Raw genomic sequence first — 24414 nt, 5'->3', positions numbered from 1 at the left:
TCCGCGGGTCTCCGCCGGTCTCGGCGGCCAGCCGCTCGTACGCGCCGAGGACGGCGAAGTGCGCGCGGCCCGGCGGCGTCGCGGACGGGCCGGTGCGGCGCAGCCGGTGGCGTACGCGGATCGGGTCCAGCGTGGCGAGGGTGCCCGCGTCGGAGGCGAGGAAGACCGCACGGTGGACGGGCACGACGTCGCCGTAGGTGCCCTCGGTGAACCGGAGCGCGTGCGCCTCCCAGAAGGAGCGCCGGAAGAGCTGGTTCCGGGCGGCCGGGAGGTCGTCGCCCGGCCGGACCGCGCCCCACCAGTCGACCTGGTCGTGGCCCAGGCGCAGCACGTCGGGACGGTCCTGCGCCAGCCGTTCCGAGATCTCCGCGACCGCTCCGGGAAGGAGCAGGTCGTCCCCGTCGAGGAAGAGCAGGTAGGTCCCCCGGGCCGCCGCCGCACCGGCGTTGCGGGCGGCGCCGGTGTCCCAGGGGCGGTCCAGGGCCAGCACGCGCACCCGGGGGTCGTGCGCCGCGCACTCCCGCGCGATGGCGAGGTCCGGCCCGTCCCCGGGCGCGCCGACGGCGATCAGCTCCAGCTCCGCCGCTCCGCCCGCCCCGGGCGACTGCGCGGTCACGGAGGCCAGGGCGGACCTCAGGTGGCCCTGAACGCGGTGGGCGGGCACGACGACACTCAGGAGCATGGCAGCCGAGCGTAACGGGGACCTCGCCCCCCACCCCAGCGATCTTCACCCGTTCGGGTCAGCGGCGTGACCCGGGGCGCCCGCCCGGGTTGAGCCGTGCATGAAGCCACTCCTCAGCGTCGTCGTCCCGGTGCACAACGTCGAGGAGTGGCTTCAGGAGTGCCTCGCCTCCCTGGCCGAACAGTCCCTGGGCGCCATCGAGGTCGTACTCGTCGACGACGGCTCCACGGACGGGAGCCGCCGGATCGCCGAGGACTTCGCGGCCCGGGACGACCGCTTCCGCTGCGTCCACCAGCCCAACGCGGGGCTGAGCGCCGCCCGCAACACGGGGGTCGCCCACACCACGGCGGGCGTTCCGTATCTGGCCTTCGCCGACAGCGACGACGTCGTCGTCCCCGACGCGTACGAACGGATGGTGGCCTCCCTGGAGTCGACGGGGTCCGACCTGGCCACGGGCAACGTGTGGCGCCTCAACGAGCAGGGGAGGCACCAGGCCTGGCAGTACCGCTGGTTGACCTCCGACCGCCTCCGCACCCACGTCACCCGCGATCCCCGGCTGCTGGCCGACCGGGTCGCGTGGAACAAGGTCTTCCGGCGCTCCTTCTGGGACCGGCACGCCTTCACCTTCCCCGTGGGCAGGCTCTACGAGGACACCCCGGTGATGATCCCGGCGCACTACCTCGCCGGGTCGGTGGACGTGCTGCACGAGCACGTCTACCTGTGGCGCGTGAGGGAGGGCTCGATCACCCGGCGCCGCACGGACGTGCGGGGTGTACGGGACCGGATCGCCGCATGCGAACAGGTCAGTGCCTTCCTCGGGGACCGCGACGCCGCACAGCGGCTGCGCTACGACATCTCGTGCCTGCGCGACGACTTCGTGTACTTCCTCGAAGGGCTGCCGATGGGCGGCCCCGCCTACCGCCGGGCCTTCATGGAGGACGCGGGCGCCTTCCTCGACCGGACGGGCGACGAGGCACTGGCCGGGCTGCCGGTCGAGGCCCGCATCCGCTGGCAACTGGTGCGTGAGCGCAGGGCCGACGAGCTGCTGGCGCTCCTGGAGTTCGAACGGGCCAACGGGACCGGCACGTTCGCCGTGTCGGGCCCGCCGGGGCGGCGGCGCGCCTCGCACCCCGGACTCCTGCACGGCGGGGGCGTCCCCGCCCGCCTCGGCAGGGGTGATCTGCCCGCCGTGGCACGGCTGGTGGAGTCCTCCTGGGGGGACGACGGCCGGCTGAGACTGCACGGATACGCGTACATCCGCAACCTCCCGGCCGAGTCCGCCCGGCACTCCCTGAAGGCGGCCTTCGCGCGGGAGGCGGGCGGCGGACGGCTGCGGGCCGTGCCGGTGCGCACGGTCCGGACGGACCGGGCCACCGCCGACTCGGGCCAGGAACTGCACCGCTACGACCACGCCGGCTTCGCCATGGTCCTCGACCCGGAGCGGCTGGGGACGGGCACCTGGCAGGTGGGCGTGGTGGTGGCCGGACACGGCGTCGTACGGCGGGCCGCGCTGCGCGCCGTCGAGGCCGCCGCCGCACAGCCCCTGGTCCACGACCTGGGCGGCGGGCGGCGCGCGGTGCTCGGCTACCGGGACGGCCGGCTGGAGCTGACCGTCACCCGGCTCACCGCGCTGGCCACCGGCCACACCGACGAGGCGGGCACGCTGGAGGTGACGGGGAGGCTGTACGGGGGAGCCCGCCCGACGGCCCTGGTCCTGGGCCGCGAGGGGGCCCCGGCCGAGCACACGTGTCCGGTGAGGTGCGGTGAGGCGGACGGCTTCAGCGCCCGGATCCCGCTCGCGGCCCTCACCGCGGAGCCGACCCCGGGGGCGTCGAGCCGGTGGCGGGTCTCCCTGGTGGCCGGCGGCGTCCGCGCCCCGCTCGCCGCGGCCCCGGACCTCGCCGCACCCGCCTTCGCGGACGCCGCAGGCCATCTGGTGGTGGACCCGGCCGAGGGACCGTACGCGGACGGCGCGGGGCCCGCACCTGACGGCGGCCTGCGCATCGAGGGGACCGGGACCGGCACCCTCGCCCTGCACCACAGCGCCCTCGGTGAGACGACCGCCGTCCCGGCACAACGGCGGGAGGGCCGTTTCGCCGCCGTGCTGGCGCCGCCTCCCCGGCCGGGCGACTGGGAGGTCCTGCTGGACGGCCGGCCGGTGCGGGTGGGGGCGGCCCTCGCCACCCTCCTGCCCGTGAGCGCCGCGGGGGACCGCCTCCGCCTCGACCGCCGCCACGGCGACCGGCTGACCCTGCACGGTGCGCCCGCGCTCGGCGACGCGGAGCGGAGCGCGTACCGCCAGAGCCGTCTGCGGACGGCGCACTACCCGGCACAGCGCCGGATGCCGTTGCGGGACGTCGTGCTCTACACCGGGGAGGGCTCCCCCCGCGCCGTGCACGCCGAGCTCGTGCGCCGGAACACCGAGGCCGAGCACCTCTGGGTCACCGACGGCTCCGCGGGCCGGGCGGGCAGCGTCCCCGCCACGGCCGTCCCCGTCGTCGCCCACAGCACCGCCTGGTACGAGGCGCTGGCGCGGGCCCGCCGGATCGTCGCGGCCGGCCATCTCCCCGCGTGGTTCGAGCGCCGCCCGGACCAGACGGTCGTGCAGACCTGGCACGGGCCGCCGCTCGGCCGGTTCGGCCTGGACCTGACCGGCACCCTGTACGCCGACCACCAGGACCTCGCCACGCTGGCGCACCGCTCCGCGCAGTGGTCGGTGCTGGTCTCCCCCAGCGCCTTCGCCACGCCGCACCTGCGCCGTGCCCTGGCCTACGGCGGGGAGGTGCTGGAGGCGGGCTGCCCGGCCGACGACCTGCTCCGCGCACCCGGCCGGGACAAGGCGGCCGAGCGGGTGCGCCGGACCCTGGGCGTCCGGGACGGCCACCGCGTGGTGCTGTACGCGCCGACGTACCGGGACCATCTCGCGCACCCGCCGAGGCGTGGCCCCGACGGCTCCTCCCCCCTCTACCGCTGGGACCCCGCGCTCGACCTGCCCGCGCTGGCGGGGTCGCTGGACGGCCGCACCACCGTGCTGGTGCGCCGGCATCCACGGGTCACGGGCAGCGTGCCGGCTCATCCGGCCCTGCGTGACGTGTCCGCGCACCCGGACACCACCGAGCTGCTGCTGGTGGCCGACGTGCTGGTCACCGACTACTCGGGGCTGGCGTTCGGCTTCGCGCACACCGGCCGCCCGATGCTCTTCCACACCTACGACCTGGAGCACTACCGGGACACCGTGCGCGGCTTCTGCCTGGACTTCGAGACCCTGGCGCCCGGCCCGCTGCTCGTCACCACCCAGGAGGTGGCCCAGGCCCTGCGGGCCACACCGACCTCGGCGGACCTCCACGCGGACGCGTACGAGAGCTTCCGTGAGGACCACTGCGGCCCCGCCGACGGCGGTGCGGCCCGCCGTGTCGTGGACCGGCTGCTCGGCGAGGGCGCCGGTCCGCCGCGACCCGTCAGTCCTTGAGCGCCCGTACCGCCGACGCCGCGAGGTCGTCCAGATAGCCCTTGGGCAGAGCGCCGCGGACCACGGCGAGGCGCCAGTACAGCGGTCCGACGATGAGATCGAGCGCCCGGTCGGGGTCGCTGCCCTCGGGCAGCTCGCCCCGTTCCACCGCCGCCCGGACGACCACGGCGGCCACACCCTGCTGCGGGTCGAGCAGCGCGGCCTTGATGGCGTCGGAGATCTCCGGGTTGCGGGCCGCCTCGACCAGCAGGTCCGGGATCACCTGCGAGGCGACCGGGTGACGCAGGGCGTACGCGGCCAGTTCCAGTACGGCGCGCACGTCCCCGTACAGCGAACCGGTCGCGGGCGCCGGCATGCCCTGGGCGGCCACGGCGGCGACCAGGTCCAGGACGAGATGCAGCTTGGACTTCCAACGGCGGTAGACGGCGGTCTTGCCCACGCCCGCGCGCCGGGCGATGCCCTCGATCGACATCCGCGCGAATCCGACGGCGGCCAGCTCCTCGAAGACGGCCCCGCGGATCGCGTCGGTCACGTCCTCCCGCAGCACCGCGGCACCTGCCGGGGTGCGGCGCCCGGTTCGCCGTTCGGTGGTCATGGCCCGAATGATAGTCCGTAACGACGAAACGGTTGCGTTGCGACGCACTATCGTCCTACTGTCAGCGTTGCGACGATACGGTACCGTCCTGTCCGTCGGGACCGTCCGCAGAGTCCACAGCGTCCGCAGAGTTTTCCCGCCCCTCGTCGAAAGCGACCGTGGTGAGCCAGACAGCAGCCCCGCCGTCCCCGGTGGACACCGCACCTCCCGCCCTCCTCCCGGTGTACGGACCCGGCGAGCTGGCCGCGCTCGCCGCCCGCCACGGGCTGGCCGTCAGCGGGGCGCGGCCGTCACTCGGCGCGTACGTCCGGCAGCTCTGGGGGCGCCGGCACTTCATCACCGCCTTCGCCACGGCCAAGCTGACCGCGCAGTACAGCCAGGCGAAGCTCGGCCAGATCTGGCAGATCATGACCCCGCTGCTCAACGCGACGGTCTACTACTTCATCTTCGGTGTCCTGATGAACACCAAGCGCGGCATCCCGGACTACGTGCCCTTCCTGGTCACCGGGGTCTTCATCTGGACCTTCACCGCCAGCTCGATCACGGCCGGCACCCGGGCCATCAGCGGCAACACCGGACTGGTCCGGGCCCTGCACTTCCCGCGCGCGTCCCTGCCGATCGCCCTGGCCGTCCAGCAGCTCCAGCACCTGCTGTTCTCGCTGGCCGCGCTGTTCCTGATCCTGATCACCTTCGGCCAGTACCCCCGGCCGTCCTGGCTGCTCGCGGTCCCCGCGCTGGCCCTGCAGGCCCTGTTCAACACCGGCATCTCGATGGTCATGGCCCGGCTCGCGGCCAAGACCCCCGACATCGCCCAGCTGACGCCCTTCCTGCTGCGCACCTGGATGTACGCGTCGGGCGTCATGTGGAGCCTCGACACCCTGCTCACCGCCGACCGGGTCCCGCAGGCCGTCCTGTTCGCCCTGGAGTGCAACCCGGCGGCCGTCTACATCGACCTGATGCGCTTCGCGCTGATCGACAGCTTCACCGACGCGCAGCTGCCCCCGCACGTATGGGCGATCGCAACGGGGTGGGCCCTCGTCTGCGGCATCGGCGGATTCGTCTACTTCTGGAAGGCCGAGGAGAGGTACGGACGTGGCTGACACCCCCGACACACGTGTGCCCACCGTCGTCGTCGACGACGTCCACATCACCTACACGGTCAACGGAGCCCGGACCGGAAGGGGCAGCGCCACCTCCGCCCTCAACCGGATCGTGTCGCGCCGGCAGCCCCGGGGCGCCCGCCAGGTGCACGCCGTCAAGGGCGTCAGCTTCGCCGCGTACAAGGGCGAGGCGATCGGCCTGATCGGCTCCAACGGATCCGGCAAGTCGACGCTCCTCAAGGCCATCGCCGGACTGTTGCCCCCCTCGCAGGGACAGGTCCACACCCAGGGCCGGCCCTCGCTGCTCGGTGTGAACGCCGCCCTGATGAGCGACCTGACCGGGGAGCGCAACGTCGTCCTCGGCGGCCTGGCGATGGGCATGACCCGCCGGCAGATCCGGGAGCGCTACCAGGACATCGTCGACTTCTCCGGGATCAACGAGAAGGGCGACTTCATCACCCTGCCCATGCGGACCTACTCCTCGGGCATGGGTGCCAGGCTGCGCTTCTCCATCGCGGCGGCCAAGAGCCACGACGTCCTGCTGATCGACGAGGCGCTCTCCACGGGCGACGCGAAGTTCCAGCGGCGCAGCAAGGACCGGATCATGGAACTCCGCGAGGAGGCCGGCACGGTGTTCCTCGTCAGCCACAGCAACAGGTCGATCACCGACACCTGCGACCGGGCGATCTGGTTGGAGGCGGGGACCCTGCGGATGGACGGCCCGGCCAAGGAGGTCGTGGCGGCCTACGAGGAGTTCACCGGGCCCGCGAAGCCCGGCAAGCCGGGGAAGCCCGGGAAATGACACCGTGAAGCCGGCCGCGTGAACAGGTGAAGCCGCGTGAGGCGTCCGTGCGAAGCCGTGAAGCCGTGAAGCCGTCCGCCGGACGGGCCGCTGAGGCCCGTCCGGCGGACGGCTTCGTGGTGCGGCCGTCGTTCCGGCCGCTACGGATCAGGAGTGCGTACGCAGCAGCGTCCGCATCGTCCTCATCGCCACCGAGAGGTTCGCCAGGTCGAAGGACTCCGAGCCCCGGATCTCCTCCAGGGTGGCCCGCGAACGCGCCAGGATCGCGGCGTTCCTCTCCTCCCACGCCGTGAACCGCTGCTCGGGCGACGACGTCCCGTCACCGGCGGACAGCACGTCCGAGGTGAGCGCGGCGTGCGCGGCGTACAGGTCCTCACGGATCGAGGCGCGGGCCATGGACTGCCAGCGGTCGGCCCGCGGCAGCTCGATGATCCGGTCCATCAGCTGCGTGATCCCCAGCCGGTCGGCGAGATCGTAGTACACCTCGGCGACGGCCAGCGGGTCCTTGTCCGTACGGTCCGCGATGGCCACGATGTCCAGGGCCGGGAAGGCGGAGGAGAATCCGGCCACCCGCACCGCGAGCTCCTCGGGGACGCCCACCGAGGTGAGCTCGTCGAGGATCGACCGGTACCACTCGATGTCGGCGCCCCTGAGCAGCTTGGGCAGCTCGTTCCAGACGCGCTCGACACCCTCGCGGAAGAATCCGATGGTCTCCGCGATCTCCACCGGCTGGGGCCGATTGCCGAGCAGCCAGCGCGATCCGCGCTCCACGAGCCGCCGCGAGTGCAGCCGGATCCGGGTCTGCACATCGGCCGCCACCGTGTTGTCGAGCGCCTCCACGGCGTCCCACACGGCGGAGAGGCCGAAGATCTCACGCGCGGCGAACTGGGCCCGCACGATCTCCTCCAGCGACGCCCCGGTCTCCTCGCGCAGCCGGTGCAGGAACGTCGAACCACCGGTGTTCACCGTGTCGTTGACCAGCACCGTCGTGATGATCTCGCGGCGCAGCGCGTGTCCGTCGACCGCCTCGGGGAACTTCTCGCTCAGCTGCTTCGGGAAGTAGGCGTGCACCAGCCTCTGGAGATGCGCGTCGTCCGGCAGGCTGGTGGAGATCAGCTCCTCGGCCGCCGTGATCTTGGTGTAGGCGAGCAGCACGGCCAGTTCCGGCTGGCTGAGGCCCTTGCCGTGGTTCAGCAGCTCGCGGATCTGGCGGTCGTTCGGCAGGAACTCCAGCGCCCGGTCCAGGTGCCCCTCACGGCCGAGCCTGCGCATGAAGCGCTGGTGCGCGTGCAGGAGGGACGGCGCCTGGGCACAGGCGTTGGCGAGCGCGGTGTTCTGCGCGTAGTTGTTCCGCAGCACGAGGTCTCCGACCTCGTCGGTCATCTCGGCGAGCACCTTGTTGCGCTGCTTGACGGTCATGTCGCCCTCGCGGACCAGACCGTTGAGCAGGATCTTGATGTTCACCTCGTGGTCGGAGGTGTCCACACCGGCGCTGTTGTCGATCGCGTCGGTGTTGATCCGGCCGCCGGCCCGCGCGAACTCGATGCGCCCGAGCTGGGTGGCACCGAGGTTGCCGCCCTCACCGACGACACGGGCCCGCAGGTCCGCGCCGTCGACCCGGATCGAGTCGTTGGCCTTGTCGCCGACGTCCGCGTTCGACTCGGCCGTCGACTTGATGTACGTGCCGATGCCGCCGTTCCACACGAGGTCGACCGACGCCTTGAGGATGTTCCGCATCAGCTCGGCGGGCGTCATCTTGGTGACCTTGGCATCGATGCCGAGCGCCGCGCGGATGTGCGCGTTGACCGGGATCGACTTGGCGGAACGCGGGTGGATGCCGCCGCCCGCGGAGAGCAGTTCCTTGTCGTAGTCCGCCCAGGAGCTGCGCGGCAGGTCGAAGAGCCGGCGCCGCTCCGCGTACGAGGTGGCGGCGTCCGGATTCGGGTCGATGAAGATGTGCCGGTGGTCGAAGGCCGCGACCAGACGGATGTGCTCGGAGAGCAGCATGCCGTTGCCGAACACGTCACCGGACATGTCACCGACGCCGACGACGGTGAAGTCCTCGGTCTGGGTGTCGTGCCCCAGCTCGCGGAAGTGCCGCTTCACGGACTCCCAGGCACCGCGGGCGGTGATGCCCATGCCCTTGTGGTCGTAGCCGGCCGAGCCTCCGGAGGCGAAGGCGTCGCCGAGCCAGAAGCCGTATGCCACGGCCACGTCGTTGGCGATGTCGGAGAAGCTCGCGGTCCCCTTGTCGGCGGCGACGACGAGGTAGGTGTCGTCCTCGTCGTGGCGCACGACCTCCGCGGGGTGCACGACCTCGCCGGTCACCATGTTGTCGGTGATGTCGAGCAGCGCCGAGATGAAGATCCGGTAGCAGGCGATGCCCTCGGCGAGCCAGGCGTCACGGTCCACGGCCGGGTCCGGCAGCTGCTTGGCGACGAAGCCGCCCTTGGCACCCACCGGCACGATCACGGTGTTCTTGACCATCTGCGCCTTGACCAGGCCGAGGATCTCCGTACGGAAGTCCTCCCGCCGGTCGGACCAGCGCAGACCACCGCGGGCGACCTTGCCGAAGCGCAGGTGGACGCCCTCGACGCGCGGGGAGTAGACCCAGATCTCGTACGCGGGGCGGGGCGCAGGCAGGTCCGGGATGGCCTGCGGGTCGAACTTCATCGAGACGTAGCCGTGCGGCTCGTGGTCGTCGGCCAGCTGGAAGTAGTTGGTCCGCAGCGTGGCCTTGATGACCGTGAGGAAGGACCGCAGGATCCGGTCCTCGTCCAGCGAGGCGACCTGGTCGAGCGCCCCGTCCAGCTCCTCCAGCAGCCCGTCCGTCAGCTCCGTGCCGGCCTTCTGGCGGGTCGGGGACATCCGGGCCTCGAAGAGGGAGACCAGGAGCCGCGTGGTGTGGACGTTGGTGCGGAGGGTGTCCTCCATGTAGTCCTGGCTGAAGGTCGAACCCGCCTGGCGCAGGTACTTCGCGTAGGCGCGCAGCACCATCGCCTGACGCCAGTCGAGCCCGGCGCCCAGGACCAGGGAGTTGAAGCCGTCGTTCTCCGCCTCGCCGGTCCAGATGGCGGCGAAGGCGTCCTGGAAGCGGTCCCGGGCGTCGTCGGCGAGGTGGTCGCCGTTGCCGCCGGCCTTCTTCGGCAGGCGCAGCCCGAAGTCGTAGATCCAGGCGTGCGTGCGGTCGGCGCAGCGCAGTTCGTAGGGACGCTCGTCGACGACCTCGACACCGAGCCGCTGGAGGGCGGGGAGGACCGCGGAGAGCGAGACCTGCTCGCCGGTCCGGTAGATCTTGAAGCGGCGCTCGTCGGGAGCGGCGCCGACCGGCTCGTACAGGCTGAGCGCGAAGTCCTTGCGCTCGCTCTTGAGCTCCTCGAGGTGGACCAGGTCGGCCACGGCGGCGCGCGGCGAGTGGTCGGCCTTGTAGCCCTCGGGGAAGGAGTGCCCGTAGCGGCGCAGCAGCTCGGCGGCGCGCTCCTCGCCGCACTCGGCGTTCAGCGCCTCCTGGAAGCCGTCGGCCCAGGAGCGGGCGGCCTCGACGAGGCGCGCCTCGATACGGTCCGCGTCCGCGTCGGTGAGGTGCGGCAGCTCGGTGCCCGGGGGGACCCGGACGACGAAGTGGAGACGGGAGAGGATCGACTCCGTGTTCCAGGCGGTGAAGTCGACGCTGTTCCCGCCCAGTTCCTCCTTGAGGATGTCGATCAGGCGGAGCCTCACGCCGGTGGTGTAGCGGTCGCGCGGCAGGTAGACGAGGGCGGAGTAGTAGCGCCCGTACTCGTCCTGGCGCAGGTAGAGCCGCAGCCGGCGGCGCTCCTGGAGGTACAGCACGGAGGTGACGATCGAACGCAGCTGGTCCACGGGCGTCTGGAAGAGCTCGTCGCGCGGGTACGTCTCCAGGATCTGGAGCAGGTCGCGGCCGTCGTGGCTGTTGGGCGTGAAGCCGGCGCCCTCCAGCACCTCGGCGACCTTGCGGCGCACCACGGGCACCCGGCGCACCGACTCGGTGTACGCGGCGGAGGAGAACAGGCCGAGGAAGCGGCGCTCGCCGACGACGTTGCCCTCGGCGTCGAACTTCTTCACCCCGACGTAGTCCAGGTAGCTGGGGCGGTGCACGGTCGCCCTGCTGTTGGCCTTCGTCAGGACGAGGAGCTTGTGCTCCCTGGCCTTGGCCCGGGCGTCGGCGGGCAGCCGGTCGAAGGACGGGCTCACCGGGTGCGCCTCGTCCTCGCTGTGCTTCGGGTCGGAGCGCAGGATGCCGAGACCGGTGCCGGGGACGGCGGTCAGCGCGTCGGACTCGCGGAGCTCGTACTCCCGGTACCCGAGGAAGGTGAAGTGGTCGGCGGCGAGCCAGCGCAGCAGCTCACGGGCCTCCTCGACCTCCTCGTCGGCCAGTTCGTCGAGCGGCTCCGCGGGAAGGTCCTCGGCGATCCGCAGGGCGGCGTCGCGCATCTTGTCCCAGTCCTCGACGGTCTCCCGGACGTCGGACAGGACACGGAGCAGATCGGCGGTGATCTGCTTCAGGTCAGCGCGGTCCGTCTCCCGGTCGATCTCGACGTGGATCCACGACTCGACGACCGCGTCGTGCGGAAGCTCGGCCCCGGCCTCCTTGCGGCCCTTGGACCGCTTCGCGCCGCTGCTCCTGGACGGGTCGTCCCCGAACACCTCGATCAGCTTGCCGGCGACGTCACGGCGGACGATGACCTGCGGGTGGATCACGAGATGGATGCCGCGGCCCTGGCGGGACAGCTCGTTGGTGACCGAATCGACCAGGAAGGGCATGTCGTCGGTGACGACCTCGACGACGGAGTGGCTGCTCGTCCAGCCGTTCTCCTCGACCGTCGGGGTGTGCACCCGGACGTTCGCGGTGCCCTGCGGACGGTTCTCCGCCAGCCGGTAGTGGGAGGAGGCGGCGCCGAAGACATCGACCGGGTCCCGGTCCTTCACGTCCTCCGGAGCGGTGTGCAGGTAGTAGCGCTGGAGATAGGCGAGCAGGGTGTCCCGGCCCGGCCGCTCGTCGCCGCCGGTACCGGTGCCGCCCTCTGCTCCGGTGCCGGCGCCTTCGGCAAGGTGCACCCGGAGGCCGCCTCCCGGGCCACCGACACCACCGCCCGGACTGTTGTCAGCTACCCGGGCCGCCCGTGCGAGCAGCTCGGCCTTGGCTTCGTCCAGCTTGGTCTGCATGTCCTCTGGCTCCTGTCGCGCGCCGTTGCGTGACGTAGGTGTAAAGGGCGGAGTCACGCCACGACGCGGGGTTTCCGGTCCTGGTCGACGCTATGCCGCCTGGGGAGATGCCCGGGACCATATCGGCCATGTTCGGCAGACGGCCCGGGATGCGGAGATCACGCATCGCCCGGGTGCTGTCGCACTCCGGGCGCAGGCCGGGGGCTTCGCTGCCCCCGAGGCGTATCGCGCTGATCACGGCACCAGGCTATCCCCCCTGCACCCACAACCGTCATGAGCCGCATATGTACAAAAGAAGCCCTCGGACTTTGACACTCTGGACATCGCACGGGACGGTTCCTGCACGTAAGGCCACACACCCGGACAGGGTGCGGACAGGGTGCGCTCACCGCCGCCCGGCACGTCGCCCCCTCGGGTGGCTCAGTCAGCCATCAGTTCGGCCAGTGCGACGGCTTCGGCCAGGGTGTCGACCACGGGCACCCCCGCCGCCTCCAGGCTGCCGCGGCTGTGCGAACCGCCGGTGTAGAGCACGGCGCGCGCACCCACGTGGGCCGCCGCCACGGCGTCGTCCACCGCGTCACCGATGACCACGGCCGATTCGGGAGCGATCCCTCCGAGGACCTCGAAGTGGCGCGCCATGTGCTGCGCCTTGCTTCCGCCGGAGGGACCGGTACGGCCGTCGACGCGGACGAAATGGCGCTCGATGCCGTATCCGCGCACCACCGGGACCAGGTGCTCGTGGCCGTACATGCTCAGCAGTGAGTGGCTGCGGCCGCCGGCGCTCCACCGGGCCAGCAGTTCCTCGACGCCTTCGGTCAGCCCGCAGGTCACCTGCTGCTCGGTGTAGTGGCGGTGGAAGAGACCGTCCATCCGCTCCCACTCGGCGGGGGTGGGAAGCCTGCCCATGAGCCGCTCGTAGAACTTGGGTATCGGCACGCAGTACGTCTCGCGGTACTGCTCCAGGGTGAGCGGCGCCAGGTCGACCTCCGCGAAGGCGGCGTTCGTCGCGCCGAGGACCGCGTGGATGTCGTCGAGCAGTGTGCCGTTCCAGTCCCAGACCAGATGGGTGCGGTGCTTCCCCGATGTCGCCATGAAGAGAAAAATACCCGCCCGGTACGACAGTCACCCGGGCGAGGCTCTCAGCCGATCAGGCCGGGGATCTCCTGGATCCCGAACCACAGGAGCTCGTGGTCCTCCGCGCCGTCCACGGTGAACCGGGCGTCGTCGTCGCCCTGGTCGGCCGCCCCCAGCGCCGCCGCCGCCTCGGCGACGTCCTTCTCGGCGTCGTCCGCGTCCACGTGCACGGCGGCGGCCTTCGCCAGGGCCACCGGGCCGGCGATCCGCACCTCTCCCAGGGAGGACGCGTCCAGGATCTGGCCGGGATCCGCGACGGCAGCCCCGTCCGGCACGTCGAGCGCGACGACGACCCGGCGCCGGATCTCGTCGGGCCTGCCCGCGATCAGCCGCAGCGAGGCGGAGGCGGCCCGGTTGAGCGCCGCGTACTCCAGCTCCTCGATGTCGTCGGAGACGTACCACTCGCGCAGACCGGGTGTCACGGCATAGGCGGTCAGCGGCCCCGGTCCGACCTCGCCCGCCCTGTGCACAGCGGCAAGACCGGAGAGGGTCAGGGGGACGTACACACGCATGGCTGACCGCTTTCGTAGTCGATGACGCCCTCAGGATACGTGCGAGGTCCCCCTTCGGGGTCGCCGATCCACCCACCGCCGTCCACCGCGCGAGGGCCGTCACCCTCACCCTTCCCTTGCGGCACCTGACCTGCCACCCGGATAGGTGATCTCGCCCGGCGCCCCGCCCGGCCCCATCGCCGCTTGCGGGGCCCGCGACCGGCCCCGTAGAAGATCCCCAGCAGAAGTTACCGCCCGGTACTCTCCCGGGCTCCGGACAGCAGCCACGGGGGCTATGAGCATGAGCACGGACAGGACGAGGCCGGCCGGACGACGGGACAGCAGCAGGCCGGGCACCGTACCGCTGCAACGGCCCCGGAGGGCCCTGCGGCCGCACCAGTGGTTCGCCGAACGGCTGCTGGCCGTCCTCAGCGGCCAGCGCCCGGTGCACTGGATGCTCGGCCACACGATCGGCGAGGCCTACGACCAGCTCGCCGAACTCGCCCCCGGCGCCCCGCTCGGCGCGGGCTCCAGGCGTCCGGTCGTACGCGCCTGCCGCGGCAGCCAGCCGGCCACCGGCGTGGTCGAGGCCTTCGCCAGCATCTCCACGGGCGAGCAGGTCCGCGCGATGGCCTTCCGCCTGGAGCAGGGGCCCGACCTGCGCTGGCGCTGCGCGGCGATCGACCTGGGCGGCGAACGCCTCCCCGCCGTCAGATAGCGCGACCGGTTCCGCCCGCCCCGGCCAGGCCCGACGGGCACGGCCTGGGCGGGCGCCCGGGCGGCGCCGGCACACGCCCGCCGAAGCCGCACGACGGCCCCTGCGGGCCGCGGACGCCCCGCCCTGCCCCACGGGGGCCACCACGCCTCCGCGGCCCCGCAGGGGCGTCTGGGGCCACCACGCGAACGGCCTGGTCCGGACACCGAGCGGTGTCCGGACCAGGCCGTTCCTCGAATGCTCCGCGCGCTACTTCTTGCGGCGGCGGCCACCCGTGCTCTTCTGCGCCTTACGGCGCTCCGCACGCGTCGTCCCGTCACCCTCGGACCGCGCACCGTCGCCGTTGGAGAAGTCTCCCTCGACGACGCCGCCCTCCCCGTCCACCGTGGGGGCGGAGAAGTGCAGCCGGTCCGGGCGCTGAGGCGCGTCCAGGCCCTTGGCCCGGATCTCGGGGCGGCCGGTCCCGGCGGCCACCGGCGCGTCCTGCTTCTCGAGCGAGGTGCGCTCCGCGCCGTCCTGCACCGGAACCTCCTCGACCTGCTGCTCGACCTGGACCTCCAGGTTGAACAGGTAGCCGACGGACTCCTCCTTGATGCCCTCCATCATGGCGTTGAACATGTCGAAGCCCTCGCGCTGGTACTCGACCAGCGGGTCCTTCTGCGCCATGGCCCTCAGGCCGATGCCCTCCTGGAGGTAGTCCATCTCGTAGAGGTGCTCACGCCACTTGCGGTCCAGGACGGACAGCACCACGCGCCGCTCCAGCTCACGCATGATGTCCGAGCCGAGCGTCTTCTCCCGCTCCGCGTACTGCTCGTGGATGTCGTCCTTGACCGATTCGGCGATGAAGTCCGCGGTCACACCGGCGAGGTCGCCCGCGGCCTCCTCGAGCTCCTCGACGGTGACCTTCACCGGGTAGAGCTGCTTGAACGCGCCCCACAGCCGGTCGAGGTCCCACTCCTCGGCGAAGCCCTCCGCCGTCTCCTGGCGGATGTAGTCGTCGATCGTGTCGTCCATGAAGTGGCGGATCTGGTCCTGCAGGTCCTCACCCTCCAGGACGCGCCGGCGCTCGCCGTAGATGACCTCGCGCTGGCGGTTGAGCACCTCGTCGTACTTCAGGACGTTCTTACGCGTCTCGAAGTTCTGCTGCTCCACCTGCGACTGCGCGGAGGCGATCGCCCGCGTCACCATCTTGTTCTCGATGGGGACGTCGTCGGGGACGTTGGCCATCGACATGACGCGCTCGACCATCTGGGCCTTGAACAGGCGCATCAGGTCGTCGCCCAGCGACAGGTAGAACCGGGACTCGCCCGGGTCGCCCTGGCGGCCGGAACGACCGCGGAGCTGGTTGTCGATGCGGCGCGACTCGTGCCGCTCGGTGCCCAGCACGTACAGCCCGCCGAGCTCCTTGACCTCCTCGAACTCCGCCTTCACGGCCTGCTCGGCCTTCTCCAGCGCCGCGGGCAGCGCGGCCGCCCACTCCTCGACGTGGTCGACGGGGTCGAGACCGCGCTGGCGGAGCTCCGCCTCGGCGAGGTCGTCCGGGTTGCCTCCGAGCTTGATGTCCGTGCCTCGGCCGGCCATGTTCGTGGCGACCGTGACCGCGCCCTTGCGCCCGGCCTGGGCGACGATCGTCGCCTCACGGTCGTGCTGCTTGGCGTTGAGGACCTCGTGCTGGACACCGCGCTTGGAGAGCTGCTGCGAGAGGTACTCGGACTTCTCGACCGAGGTCGTACCGACCAGGATCGGCTGCCCCTTCTCGTGCTTCTCGGCGATGTCGTCGACCACCGCGGCGAACTTCGCGACCTCGGTGCGGTAGATCAGGTCCGACTGGTCGGCGCGGACCATGGGCCGGTTCGTCGGGATCGGCACCACACCGAGCTTGTAGATCTGGTGGAACTCCGCCGCCTCGGTCATCGCCGTACCGGTCATGCCGGAGAGCTTGCCGTACAGGCGGAAGAAGTTCTGCAGGGTGATCGTGGCGAGGGTCTGGTTCTCGTCCTTGATGTCCACCCCCTCCTTCGCCTCGATGGCCTGGTGCATGCCCTCGTTGTAACGGCGGCCGGCGAGGATACGGCCGGTGTGCTCGTCGACGATCATGACTTCACCGTCGATGACGACGTAGTCCTTGTCCTTCTTGAAGAGTTCCTTGGCCTTGATCGCGTTGTTCAGGTAACCGACGAGCGGGGTGTTCACCGACTCGTAGAGGTTGTCGATCCCGAGCCAGTCCTCGACCTTGGAGACACCGGGCTCGTGGATGGCCACGGTCCGCTTCTTCTCGTCGACCTCGTAGTCGCCGGTCTCTTCGATGCCCTTCAGCGGGTTGCCCGCCTCACCCCTGGTGAGCCGCGTGACCAGCTTGGCGAAGTCGCCGTACCACTTGGTGGCCTGGTCCGCCGGCCCGGAGATGATCAGCGGGGTGCGGGCCTCGTCGACGAGGATCGAGTCGACCTCGTCGACGATGGCGAAGTTGTGGCCGCGCTGGACGAGCTCGTCCTGGGACCACGCCATGTTGTCGCGGAGGTAGTCGAAACCGAATTCGTTGTTCGTGCCGTACGTGATGTCGCAGGCGTACTGCTCACGGCGCTGGGCCGGAGTCATGTTGGCGATGATGCAGCCGACCTCGAGGCCGAGGAACTTGTGCACCCGGCCCATCATCTCGGAGTCGCGCTCGGCCAGGTAGTCGTTGACCGTGATCAGGTGCACGCCCTTGCCGGAGAGCGCGTTGAGATACGCGGGCAGGGTACCGACGAGGGTCTTGCCCTCACCGGTCTTCATCTCGGCCACATAGCCGAGGTGCAGGGCGGCACCGCCCATCATCTGGACGTCGTAGTGGCGCTGTCCGAGGACCCGCTTGGCGGCCTCACGGACGGTCGCGAATGCTTCGGGAAGCAGGTCGTCCAGGCTCTCGCCGTCCGCGTACCGTTCCTTGTACTCGTCGGTGAGCGCCCGCAGCTCGGCGTCGGAGAGGTTGACGAAGTCCTCTTCGATGGAGCTGACCTGGTCCGCGATGCGGTGCAGTTTGCGCAGGATCTTGCCTTCGCCTGCACGCATGAGCTTGTTGAAGACGGACACTGAGGCTGGTCTCCTTGCCGGTCGGGCCTGGCACTGGGTCGTGTGATGGACTCTGGCGCGGGCACGGCAGGTGGGCCCCACCGCAACGGCCATCGTAAGCGAGGACCCCGCCACGCCGGGAGGGCTGTCGCCCCGTTCTCCCCGCCGCGCCCTTCCAGGACAACGGCCGGAGGGGACGGAAGGTGCCGGGAAGCACCGAAAAGTGCTCGCATCCAGCGCTCCACGTCACCACAATTCCCTCATGGAACCGACCACCCTGACCACGGAACGCCTGCTCATGCGGCCCTTCGCACCCGAGGACGGCGTCGCGGTGCACACCGCCTGCCAGGACCCGGAGATCCAGCGCTGGACAATTGTCCCGTCGCCGTACACGCGCGCGGACGCGGAGCTCTTCACCCGGAAGCTCTCACCCTCGGGCTGGCAGGACGACACGACGTACAACTTCGCCGTGCTGCTGAGGGACGGCGGCCCGCTCGTCGGCGCGCTCGGCGTCAACCGGTGCGCCCCTCCGGGCACCTACGAAGTGGGCTACTGGGTCGCGAAGGAACACCGCGGCGCCGGCTTCACGACGGAAGCCCTGCTCGCGGCCGCCCGCTGGGCGTTCACCGCCCTCGCCGCGGACCGCCTCGAGTGGCGGGCCGAGGTCGGCAACGCGCCGTCCCGGGCGGTCGCCCTGCGTGCCGGCTTCCGGATGGAAGGTGACCAGCGGTCCGCCCTGTTCAACAAGGGCATACGGCGTGACACCTGGACCGGCGCACTGCTCCCCGCCGATCTGGGACTGCCCGGCACCCACCCCCATCGGCCGGCCCCCGGTGTCAGTGGCGCGCTCTAGGGTTCGACGCATGACGTCTGTGCCGACACCCGTGATGGAACTCTCCGCCGACCAGGCACGCCGGATCGCCCTGCGCGCCCAGGGGCTCCTGGGCGCCCCGGACCGCCGGGGAGGGGTCCACGGGGTGCTGCGCGGTCTCGGCGCGGTCCAGCTCGACACCATCTCCGTCCTGGCCAGGTCCCACGAGCTCGTGCCGTACGCCCGCCTCGGCGCACTCGGCCGCCGCACGGTCGACGAGGCCTACTGGTCGGGGGGCCGCTCGTTCGAGTACTGGTCGCACGCGGCCTGCATCCTGCCGGTCGAGGAGTGGCCCCACTTCGCCTTCCGCCGGCGCGCCTACCGTTCCCGGCCGCACTGGGCCCACGACCTGCCCGACGGGGCGTACGAGAAGGTGATCGCCCAGCTGCGCGCCGAGGGCCCGCTGACGGCGACCGAGCTCGGCGGCGCGAAGAACGGTGGCGAGTGGTGGGACTGGTCCGCCTCCAAGGTCGCCGTCGAGCGGGCCCTGATGTACGGCGAGGTGGTGTGCACGCAGCGACGCAGTTGGAAGCGGGTCTACGACCTGGCCGAGCGCGCGATCCCGGACGCCGTGCTCCACGACGACCTGGACGACGCGGAGTGCCTGCGCCGGCTGGTGGCTCTGGCGGGGCGGTCGCTGGGGGTCGGCACCCGGACGGACATCGCCGACTACCACCGGCTCAAGGCGGAGCAGTTCGACGCCGTCGTGGCGGACTCCGGACTGGTTCCGGTGTCCGTGCGGGGCTGGGCGAAGCAGGCCTGGGCCGACCCCGTGGCCCTGGCCTCGGAGCCGCGCGGACGGCACCGCACGACACTGCTCTCGCCGTTCGACTCGCTGATCTGGGAGCGGGCGCGCACGGAGCGGATCTTCGGCTTCACCCATCGCCTGGAGGCGTATGTCCCCCGGCCCAAGCGGATCCACGGCTACTTCGCGATGCCGCTGCTGGCCGGCGGCAGGCTGCGGGGCCGGGTCGACCCGGCCCGGGAGGGGACCACCCTGGTCGCCCGCCAGGTGTCCCTTGACGGCGCGACGGCGGTGGCGCCGATGGCCGGTGCGCTCGTGGAGGCGGCGTCCTGGGTCGGCTGCACCGATGTCCGGCTGGAACGCGTCGACGCACCGGAGCTGCGCGAGCCGCTCATGGCGGAGATCACCCGCGCCCTGGCCTGAGGCGCCGCGTTCCGGCTCCGGCCGGGACCGGCCTACTGCCCGCCCAGCCGGAGTACGGCGATCATGTACAGGGTCACGGACACCGCCTGCAGCAGGAAGGCGAGGACCGTGTGCCCGACCAGGCCCTTCCCCGGCGCGAGGCCCAGATGCACCCGGGCCGCCCGGCTCGTCCGGGGCACGGGGACGCCTCGGGCGGCGTTCGCTTCCGCACGCTCGACCGCCCGGCGCAGCTTCTTGCGGCTCCTCCCGGTCGTGACCCCCAGGCGCACGCCGTGGGCGTCACGCACCAGCAGGAGCCGGTGCGCACCGCCGTACGCGAAGGTCGTCACCAGGCGGACGGTGGTGAGCCGGTAGAGATCGACGGACCGCTCTCCGGTCAGGGTGCGCGCGGTCAGGTGCGACGACGAGTGCCGGAACGGGGCCTGTTCCTCGCACAGTGCGGGCAGAAGGACGGAGCCGACGATCAAGGACAGCAGACCGAGCACGAGGGGTGTGCCTTCGGGACACAATCCCGCCGCGGCCAGGGCGTAGCCTCCGAGCGGCAGCAGAAGGACCGCCCCCGCCAGGCCCCATACCGTGCGTGCCCGCCCCACCGCACGGGCACGCTTCAGACTGCTGATCGTGGTCGTCCCCACCGGACCCCCGGTTCTTCCGTTCCTTCCGGCTTCTTCCGGCTTCTTCCGGCTTCTTCCGGCAAGACCTCCACCAGCGCCCCCCGCTACCGGATCTCGAGGATCTTCTCCCGCATGGCATAGACCACGGCTTCCATCCGGGAGTGCAGCTGCAGCTTCTCCAGGATATTGCGGACGTGGTTCTTCACCGTGTTCTCGGAAATGAACAATTCCTTCGCGATATCGCGGTTGTTCATGCCGGTGGCCACGAGTTTGAGCACTTCCAGTTCCCGCTCGGTGAGCCGCGGTGCGGGGACGAGCCGGCGCTCGTCGGTGCGCTGGATCATCGACTTGAACTCGGTGAGCAGTTTGGAGGCCATGGACGGGCTGATCTGGGACTGGCCGTCCGCGACCGCGCGAATGGCGGTGGCCACCTCGTCGGTCGAGATCTCCTTGAGCAGGTAACCGGTGGCGCCCGCCTTGATCGCCTCGTAGAGGTCGGCCTCCTCGTCGCTGATCGTCAGCATGATGATCTTCGCACTGGGGGCCACCTCCTTGATGGAGGTGCAGGCCTCGATGCCCCCGCGCTTGGGCATCCGCACGTCCATCAGCACGATGTCGGGCAGCAGGTCGGCAGCCTTGTCGACCGCCTCCGCCCCGTCCCCGGCCTCTCCGACGACCTGGATGTCCTCCTCCTGGGCGAGGACGATCTCCAGACCTCTGCGGAAGAGCGCGTGGTCGTCCACCACAAGAACCCTGATGGGCTCCTTGCGGGAACTGCCGTCGTCCGCAACCAGATCCGCACCGGCAGCGCTGTCGGCATCGCTCGTCCCGCGCACGGGCCCGAAGGTGTCCGCCATCGTTCCTCCCCCTGAAGGCCACTGCCTGAGGTCACAGGCTGTCCGCCAACGGCAGCGCACAGAGCACTGATTGGCCTGGGACGCCATGCTTTCATGCCTGGCCGCCGAAGCGGTCCCCCCGCGGTCGCACGTGATGCCCCTGGAGGCGGTCAGACGCTTCCAGGGGCATCCCGTATCGGCTGTGAGTGGTGGTGTCAGCCGCCGAGCGCACCGCCCGCGCCGCCCGCCTCGTCGGAGGCCAGCGGGTCGGTCCTCAGGTGGATGACGCCGTAGTCGTAGGCGTGCCGCCGGTAGACGACACTGGGCTCCTTGGTCTCGGAGTCGACGAACAGATAGAAGTCGTGCCCGACCAGCTCCATCTCGTAGAGCGCCTGGTCGAGGGTCATCGGTGCCGCGACGTGCGTCTTCTCGCGCATCACGAGCGGTCCTTCGCCCTGTACCTCGAGCGAGCCGATCCTCGTGGTGGGCACGGCGGGCGCCGGCTCGTCGGGGATGAGTTCGCCGTCCCCGTTGAACGAGGCCGCGTCCGGCACCACCTCTCCGACCTCGGCCGCGGACAGCCGGCCGTTGCCACGCCTGCTGTAGCGCTTGTCGTGCTCCTTGCGCAGCTGCGTGTCGAGCTTGTCGGTGGCCAGGTCCAGCGCTGCGTACGGGTCGCCTGCCGCCGCTTCCGCCCGGATGACCGGCCCACGCGAGCGGAGCGTGATCTCCACCCTTGCCGCACGGTCGGCCTGACGGGGATTCGGCTCCTTGGACACCTCGACGTCAAGGCTGATCACCTTGCCGTCGAACTTCTGGATCTTGTCCAGCTTCAGCTTCTCGGCCACGTGCTTGCGGAACCGCTCGGGCACCTCGGTCTTGCGGCCCTTGACGACGATGTCCACGCAGAACTCCGTTCCCGGATCGCTCCGCTTCAGCGGCGGAGCATATCCCTTTTGCACCAGGCTCCGGTGATCGCCGGAGCCGCGGACTCGGTGGCTGTCACCTCCTCCTCCCCCATCGGCAGGGTTTCCACCCCACCGATTTCCATGCTTCTGGCGTACCGGTGAGTTACCTGCCCGAAACCTGGTGGCACATTCGTCGAGGTGCGGAATTCACCGTCCCTCACAACCGAACATAGCCTGCCCACCCCCCTGTCGGCACCCGCTACTCACGCGTACCTCCGATCGGGGCCCTATACCCACTCACTACCTGCAACGATGCAAGTTATCTGTCAGTTCCGGTCTCATTGGAAAGCAGAGGGCGACGCTGCGACGACCGCGGCCCTCAGCCCCTCCGCCGCACCGCTGTCGCCGAGGCCCGCCTCGCGGACCGCGCGTGCCGCCTCCGCCAGTGAGGACCCGGTGGTCAGCAGGTCGTCCACCAGCACGACGCGGCCACCGTCGAGGAGTCTCCGGCCGCCGTCCGCCACGACCAGCGCGCCCGCCAGATTCGCGTGACGCTGCCTGGCGCCCAGCCCAGCCTGGTCGGCCACCGCACGCCGCTGCCTCAGCACCGCGAGCACCCGGGCCCCCTCGCCCCCGCGCCTCAGCTCGGCCGTCGCCGCGACCGCGATCCTGCGCGCCGGGTCGTGCCCACGCCCCGCCGTGGCCCGCCGCGCCGACGGAACGGGCACCAGCAACAGCGGCCCCTCGCTCCCCCCGTGCCCCGCTCCGGCCCGCACAGCGGCCGCCAGCGCCCCGCCGAGCACTCCGGCCAGGCCGAGTACCCCTCGCTCCTTGTGGGCCAGCAGCATCGCGCGTACGGCGTTCTCGTACGGAGCCACCGCGTGCACCACGGGGAGCCCGGCCGGCTCGGGCGCCGGTCTCACCCGGCGCGCCACAGCCGCCAAGGCGACCGCACACTCCTCGCACAGCTCACTGCGCGGCTTGCCGCAGCCCCCACAGGCCACCGGCAGCACCAGTCCCGCGATCTCCCGCCACCAACCCCGCACAGATCCCACTGTGCCCCGGCGGCCGACACCCGGCCACCCCTGTGGAAAAGCCGGAGCCCCGTTACCTTTTTCGTGGCCCCGCAATGGGGCGCCTGGCCCCCGGGTCCGGTATGGCTGTGTGCCCCCTGTCGAAGTCGATGACCTGGGGGGTGTTGCCGTCGGGCTTCGGGGCACCGCTTGACCGCTGATGAGGGGCCTGACGACCGCCTGGCCCGGCGCAACGCCGAGCCGCTTCGGGGCGGGGATGTCTGCGTAACGTGGTTGCCGGCGTGTGGTGCCGCAGGGACGGCCGGGAGTTGAGGCGACGAGAGGCAGGGGCACGCGCACATGGTCGACACGACCGCGATAGATCTCTTCCTCGGCCTGGACCTGGGCAAGGAGTTCCACCACGCCCACGGCCGGACCGCGGACGGCAGAACCGTGCACGACAAACGGCTGCCCAACACCGAACCGAAACTGCTGGAGCTGTTTACCAAGCTGGTGGCGAAGTTCGGCACCGTACTGGTGATCGTGGACCAGGTCGCCAACATCGGCGCACTGCCGCTGACGGTGGCCCGAGCGGCGGGCTGCCGGGTCGCCTACCTGCCTGGACTGTCGATGCGGCGGGCAGCCGACCTGCACCCGGGCGAGGCCAAGACCGACGCCCGCGACGCGTTCGTGATCGCAGAGACCGCCCGGTCCATGCCGCACACCTTGCGCGCGGTGGACCGCGACGACGAGGTACTGGCCGAGCTGACGATGCTCACCGGCTACGACAACGACCTCGCCGGCGAGGTCAACCGCACCACCAACCGGCTGCGGGGCCTGCTCTCCCAGATCCACCCCTCCCTCGAGCGCGTGCTCGGCCCGCGCCTGGCCTACCCCTACGTCCAGGCCCTCCTGACCCGGCACGGCTCCCCGGCCAGGCTGAAGAAGCTCGGGCGCACGCGGTGCGAGGCCCTGCTGAAGGCGCACGGCTCGCGCAAGGCCCACCACCTCACCACCGAGATCTACGACGCGCTCGCCGAGCAGACCCTCGTCGTTCCCGGCACCGAGGCGTCCGCGCTGATCGTGCCGGGCCTGGCCGCCCAGCTCGCCGCCGCCCACACCCAGCGCCAGGCCACCGAGCAGGAGATCGCCGCCCTGCTGGAGGCCCTCCCTCTTTTCCACCTCCTGACGTCCCTGCCCGGCCTGGGCGTCAGGACCACGGCCGCTGTGATCGTCGCGATCGGCGACGGCACCGGCTTCCCCTCCGCCGGACACCTCGCCTCCTACGCCGGACTCGCCCCGGCCACGAAGTCCTCGGGCACATCGATCCGCGGCGAGCACGCACCCCACCGCGGCAACCGCCTCCTCAAACGCGCCCTGTTCCAGGCCGCGTTCGCCGCGATCGGCTGCAAGAGCGACCCGTCCTCACGGATCTACTACGACCGCCAGCGCGCACGCGGCAAAACCCACACCCAGGCCATCCTCCGCCTGGCCCGCCAGCGCGTGAACGTCATCCACGCGATGATCCGCACCGGCACCCTCTACGAACCACGCACCCCCGACGACGTCGGCCTCGCTGCCTGACGGCTCCATCGTTCCGACCGTCCAGACCCCATCACGCCCGCGCACCGGCACGGCCACCCCCGCCCTGCCGGCCACCGAGCTGCCCACCAGGCACCCGACCCGCCGGGAACATCCCGCTTGCGGAACGTTCCCGGAAACCCACGAACCCCTACGAACCAGCCCCGCCAGGGTTGACGAAACAGATAGGGGCACCCCCC

General features: G+C 71.2%; 17 protein-coding genes. 7 read left to right on the top strand and 10 right to left on the bottom strand.

Annotated features, from left to right (window positions below):
* A partial coding sequence (locus B9S57_RS04250) for a glycosyltransferase (RefSeq protein WP_146057708.1) occupies positions 1-682 on the bottom strand: 682 nt, incomplete at its 3' end.
* A gap of 100 nt (positions 683-782) precedes the next feature.
* On the opposite strand from B9S57_RS04250, the gene B9S57_RS04245 reads away from it, so the two are divergent.
* On the top strand, positions 783-4151 hold the full coding sequence (locus B9S57_RS04245; protein ID WP_103514175.1) for a CDP-glycerol glycerophosphotransferase family protein: 3369 nt from the start codon (positions 783-785) through the stop codon (positions 4149-4151).
* Here the strand turns inward: B9S57_RS04245 and B9S57_RS04240 are convergent.
* Positions 4141-4746, bottom strand: coding sequence for a TetR/AcrR family transcriptional regulator (locus B9S57_RS04240; RefSeq protein WP_181011226.1), 606 nt, complete (start codon positions 4744-4746; stop codon positions 4141-4143). The two genes, B9S57_RS04245 and B9S57_RS04240, sit on opposite strands and share 11 nt — an antisense overlap.
* 158 nt (positions 4747-4904) lie before the next feature.
* Here B9S57_RS04240 and B9S57_RS04235 point away from each other — a divergent pair, with 158 nt between their 5' ends.
* Positions 4905-5846, top strand: a complete 942-nt coding sequence (locus tag B9S57_RS04235; RefSeq protein WP_103514174.1) for an ABC transporter permease — start codon at positions 4905-4907, stop codon at positions 5844-5846.
* Positions 5839-6648 carry an ABC transporter ATP-binding protein gene (locus B9S57_RS04230; protein ID WP_103514173.1) on the top strand — a complete coding sequence of 270 codons (810 nt, stop codon included), beginning with the start codon at positions 5839-5841 and terminating at the stop codon, positions 6646-6648. Before B9S57_RS04235 ends, B9S57_RS04230 begins: the two co-directional genes overlap by 8 nt.
* Before the next feature lie 147 nt (positions 6649-6795).
* Here the strand turns inward: B9S57_RS04230 and B9S57_RS04225 are convergent, their stop codons facing one another.
* The 3 genes from B9S57_RS04225 to B9S57_RS04215 form a co-directional block, all read right to left on the bottom strand.
* Positions 6796-11832, bottom strand: a complete 5037-nt coding sequence (locus B9S57_RS04225; RefSeq protein WP_103514172.1) for an NAD-glutamate dehydrogenase — start codon at positions 11830-11832, stop codon at positions 6796-6798.
* Between the two features lie 420 nt (positions 11833-12252).
* Positions 12253-12924, bottom strand: a complete 672-nt coding sequence (locus B9S57_RS04220; protein WP_103514171.1) for an HAD family hydrolase — start codon at positions 12922-12924, stop codon at positions 12253-12255.
* A 47-nt stretch (positions 12925-12971) separates the two neighbouring features.
* On the bottom strand, positions 12972-13478 hold the full coding sequence (locus tag B9S57_RS04215; RefSeq protein WP_103514170.1) for a DUF6912 family protein: 507 nt from the start codon (positions 13476-13478) through the stop codon (positions 12972-12974).
* A 280-nt stretch (positions 13479-13758) separates the two neighbouring features.
* Here B9S57_RS04215 and B9S57_RS04210 point away from each other — a divergent pair, with 280 nt between their 5' ends.
* Complete coding sequence (locus B9S57_RS04210; protein ID WP_103514177.1) at positions 13759-14175, top strand: Rv3235 family protein; 417 nt, start codon at positions 13759-13761, stop codon at positions 14173-14175.
* Between the two features lie 246 nt (positions 14176-14421).
* Here B9S57_RS04210 and secA read toward each other — a convergent pair whose 3' ends face one another.
* Complete coding sequence (secA, locus tag B9S57_RS04205) at positions 14422-17244, bottom strand: preprotein translocase subunit SecA (protein WP_103514169.1); 2823 nt, start codon at positions 17242-17244, stop codon at positions 14422-14424.
* Positions 17245-17485: 241 nt separating this feature from the next.
* Between secA and B9S57_RS04200 the strand changes: the two genes are divergently transcribed.
* Together B9S57_RS04200 and B9S57_RS04195 are read left to right on the top strand one after the other, a co-directional pair.
* Entirely contained in the window at positions 17486-18076 is a 591-nt protein-coding gene (locus tag B9S57_RS04200) for a GNAT family N-acetyltransferase (protein ID WP_103514168.1), read from the top strand.
* A gap of 10 nt (positions 18077-18086) precedes the next feature.
* Entirely contained in the window at positions 18087-19262 is a 1176-nt protein-coding gene (locus B9S57_RS04195) for a winged helix-turn-helix domain-containing protein (protein ID WP_103514167.1), read from the top strand.
* Positions 19263-19294: 32 nt separating this feature from the next.
* Here the strand turns inward: B9S57_RS04195 and B9S57_RS04190 are convergent, their stop codons facing one another.
* The 4 genes from B9S57_RS04190 to B9S57_RS04175 form a co-directional block, all read right to left on the bottom strand.
* Complete coding sequence (locus B9S57_RS04190; protein WP_181011225.1) at positions 19295-19897, bottom strand: hypothetical protein; 603 nt, start codon at positions 19895-19897, stop codon at positions 19295-19297.
* 83 nt (positions 19898-19980) lie between these two features.
* A complete protein-coding gene (locus B9S57_RS04185) occupies positions 19981-20733 on the bottom strand; it encodes a response regulator transcription factor (protein WP_103514166.1) in 753 nt (250 codons plus the stop codon).
* 194 nt (positions 20734-20927) lie between these two features.
* Complete coding sequence (hpf, locus tag B9S57_RS04180; RefSeq protein WP_103514165.1) at positions 20928-21617, bottom strand: ribosome hibernation-promoting factor, HPF/YfiA family; 690 nt, start codon at positions 21615-21617, stop codon at positions 20928-20930.
* A gap of 341 nt (positions 21618-21958) precedes the next feature.
* A complete protein-coding gene (locus B9S57_RS04175; RefSeq protein WP_103514164.1) occupies positions 21959-22666 on the bottom strand; it encodes a ComF family protein in 708 nt (235 codons plus the stop codon).
* Between the two features lie 327 nt (positions 22667-22993).
* Here B9S57_RS04175 and B9S57_RS04170 point away from each other — a divergent pair, with 327 nt between their 5' ends.
* Positions 22994-24217: an IS110 family transposase gene (locus tag B9S57_RS04170; RefSeq protein WP_103514159.1), complete on the top strand. Its 1224-nt coding sequence runs from the start codon at positions 22994-22996 to the stop codon at positions 24215-24217.
* The last annotated feature ends 197 nt before the right edge of the window (positions 24218-24414 follow it).

The organism is Streptomyces sp. SM10, from assembly GCF_002910915.1.
Lineage (GTDB): Bacteria > Actinomycetota > Actinomycetes > Streptomycetales > Streptomycetaceae > Streptomyces.
The sequence above is the reverse complement of the archived record's forward strand: the minus strand, read 5'-3'. Positions and strand labels throughout refer to the sequence as shown.

What these genes read in the sequence shown, in the direction of transcription:
- B9S57_RS04225 (WP_103514172.1), bottom strand. Translation starts at nt 11,832, where the DNA reads ATGCAGACCAAGCTGGACGAAGCCAAGGCCGAGCTGCTCGCACGGGCG.
- B9S57_RS04210 (WP_103514177.1), top strand. Translation starts at nt 13,759, where the DNA reads ATGAGCACGGACAGGACGAGGCCGGCCGGACGACGGGACAGCAGCAGG.
- B9S57_RS04185 (WP_103514166.1), bottom strand. Translation starts at nt 20,733, where the DNA reads ATGGCGGACACCTTCGGGCCCGTGCGCGGGACGAGCGATGCCGACAGC.
- B9S57_RS04170 (WP_103514159.1), top strand. Translation starts at nt 22,994, where the DNA reads ATGGTCGACACGACCGCGATAGATCTCTTCCTCGGCCTGGACCTGGGC.
- B9S57_RS04220 (WP_103514171.1), bottom strand. Translation starts at nt 12,924, where the DNA reads ATGGCGACATCGGGGAAGCACCGCACCCATCTGGTCTGGGACTGGAAC.
- B9S57_RS04195 (WP_103514167.1), top strand. Translation starts at nt 18,087, where the DNA reads ATGACGTCTGTGCCGACACCCGTGATGGAACTCTCCGCCGACCAGGCA.
- B9S57_RS04240 (WP_181011226.1), bottom strand. Translation starts at nt 4,746, where the DNA reads ATGACCACCGAACGGCGAACCGGGCGCCGCACCCCGGCAGGTGCCGCG.
- B9S57_RS04215 (WP_103514170.1), bottom strand. Translation starts at nt 13,478, where the DNA reads ATGCGTGTGTACGTCCCCCTGACCCTCTCCGGTCTTGCCGCTGTGCAC.
- B9S57_RS04245 (WP_103514175.1), top strand. Translation starts at nt 783, where the DNA reads ATGAAGCCACTCCTCAGCGTCGTCGTCCCGGTGCACAACGTCGAGGAG.
- B9S57_RS04200 (WP_103514168.1), top strand. Translation starts at nt 17,486, where the DNA reads ATGGAACCGACCACCCTGACCACGGAACGCCTGCTCATGCGGCCCTTC.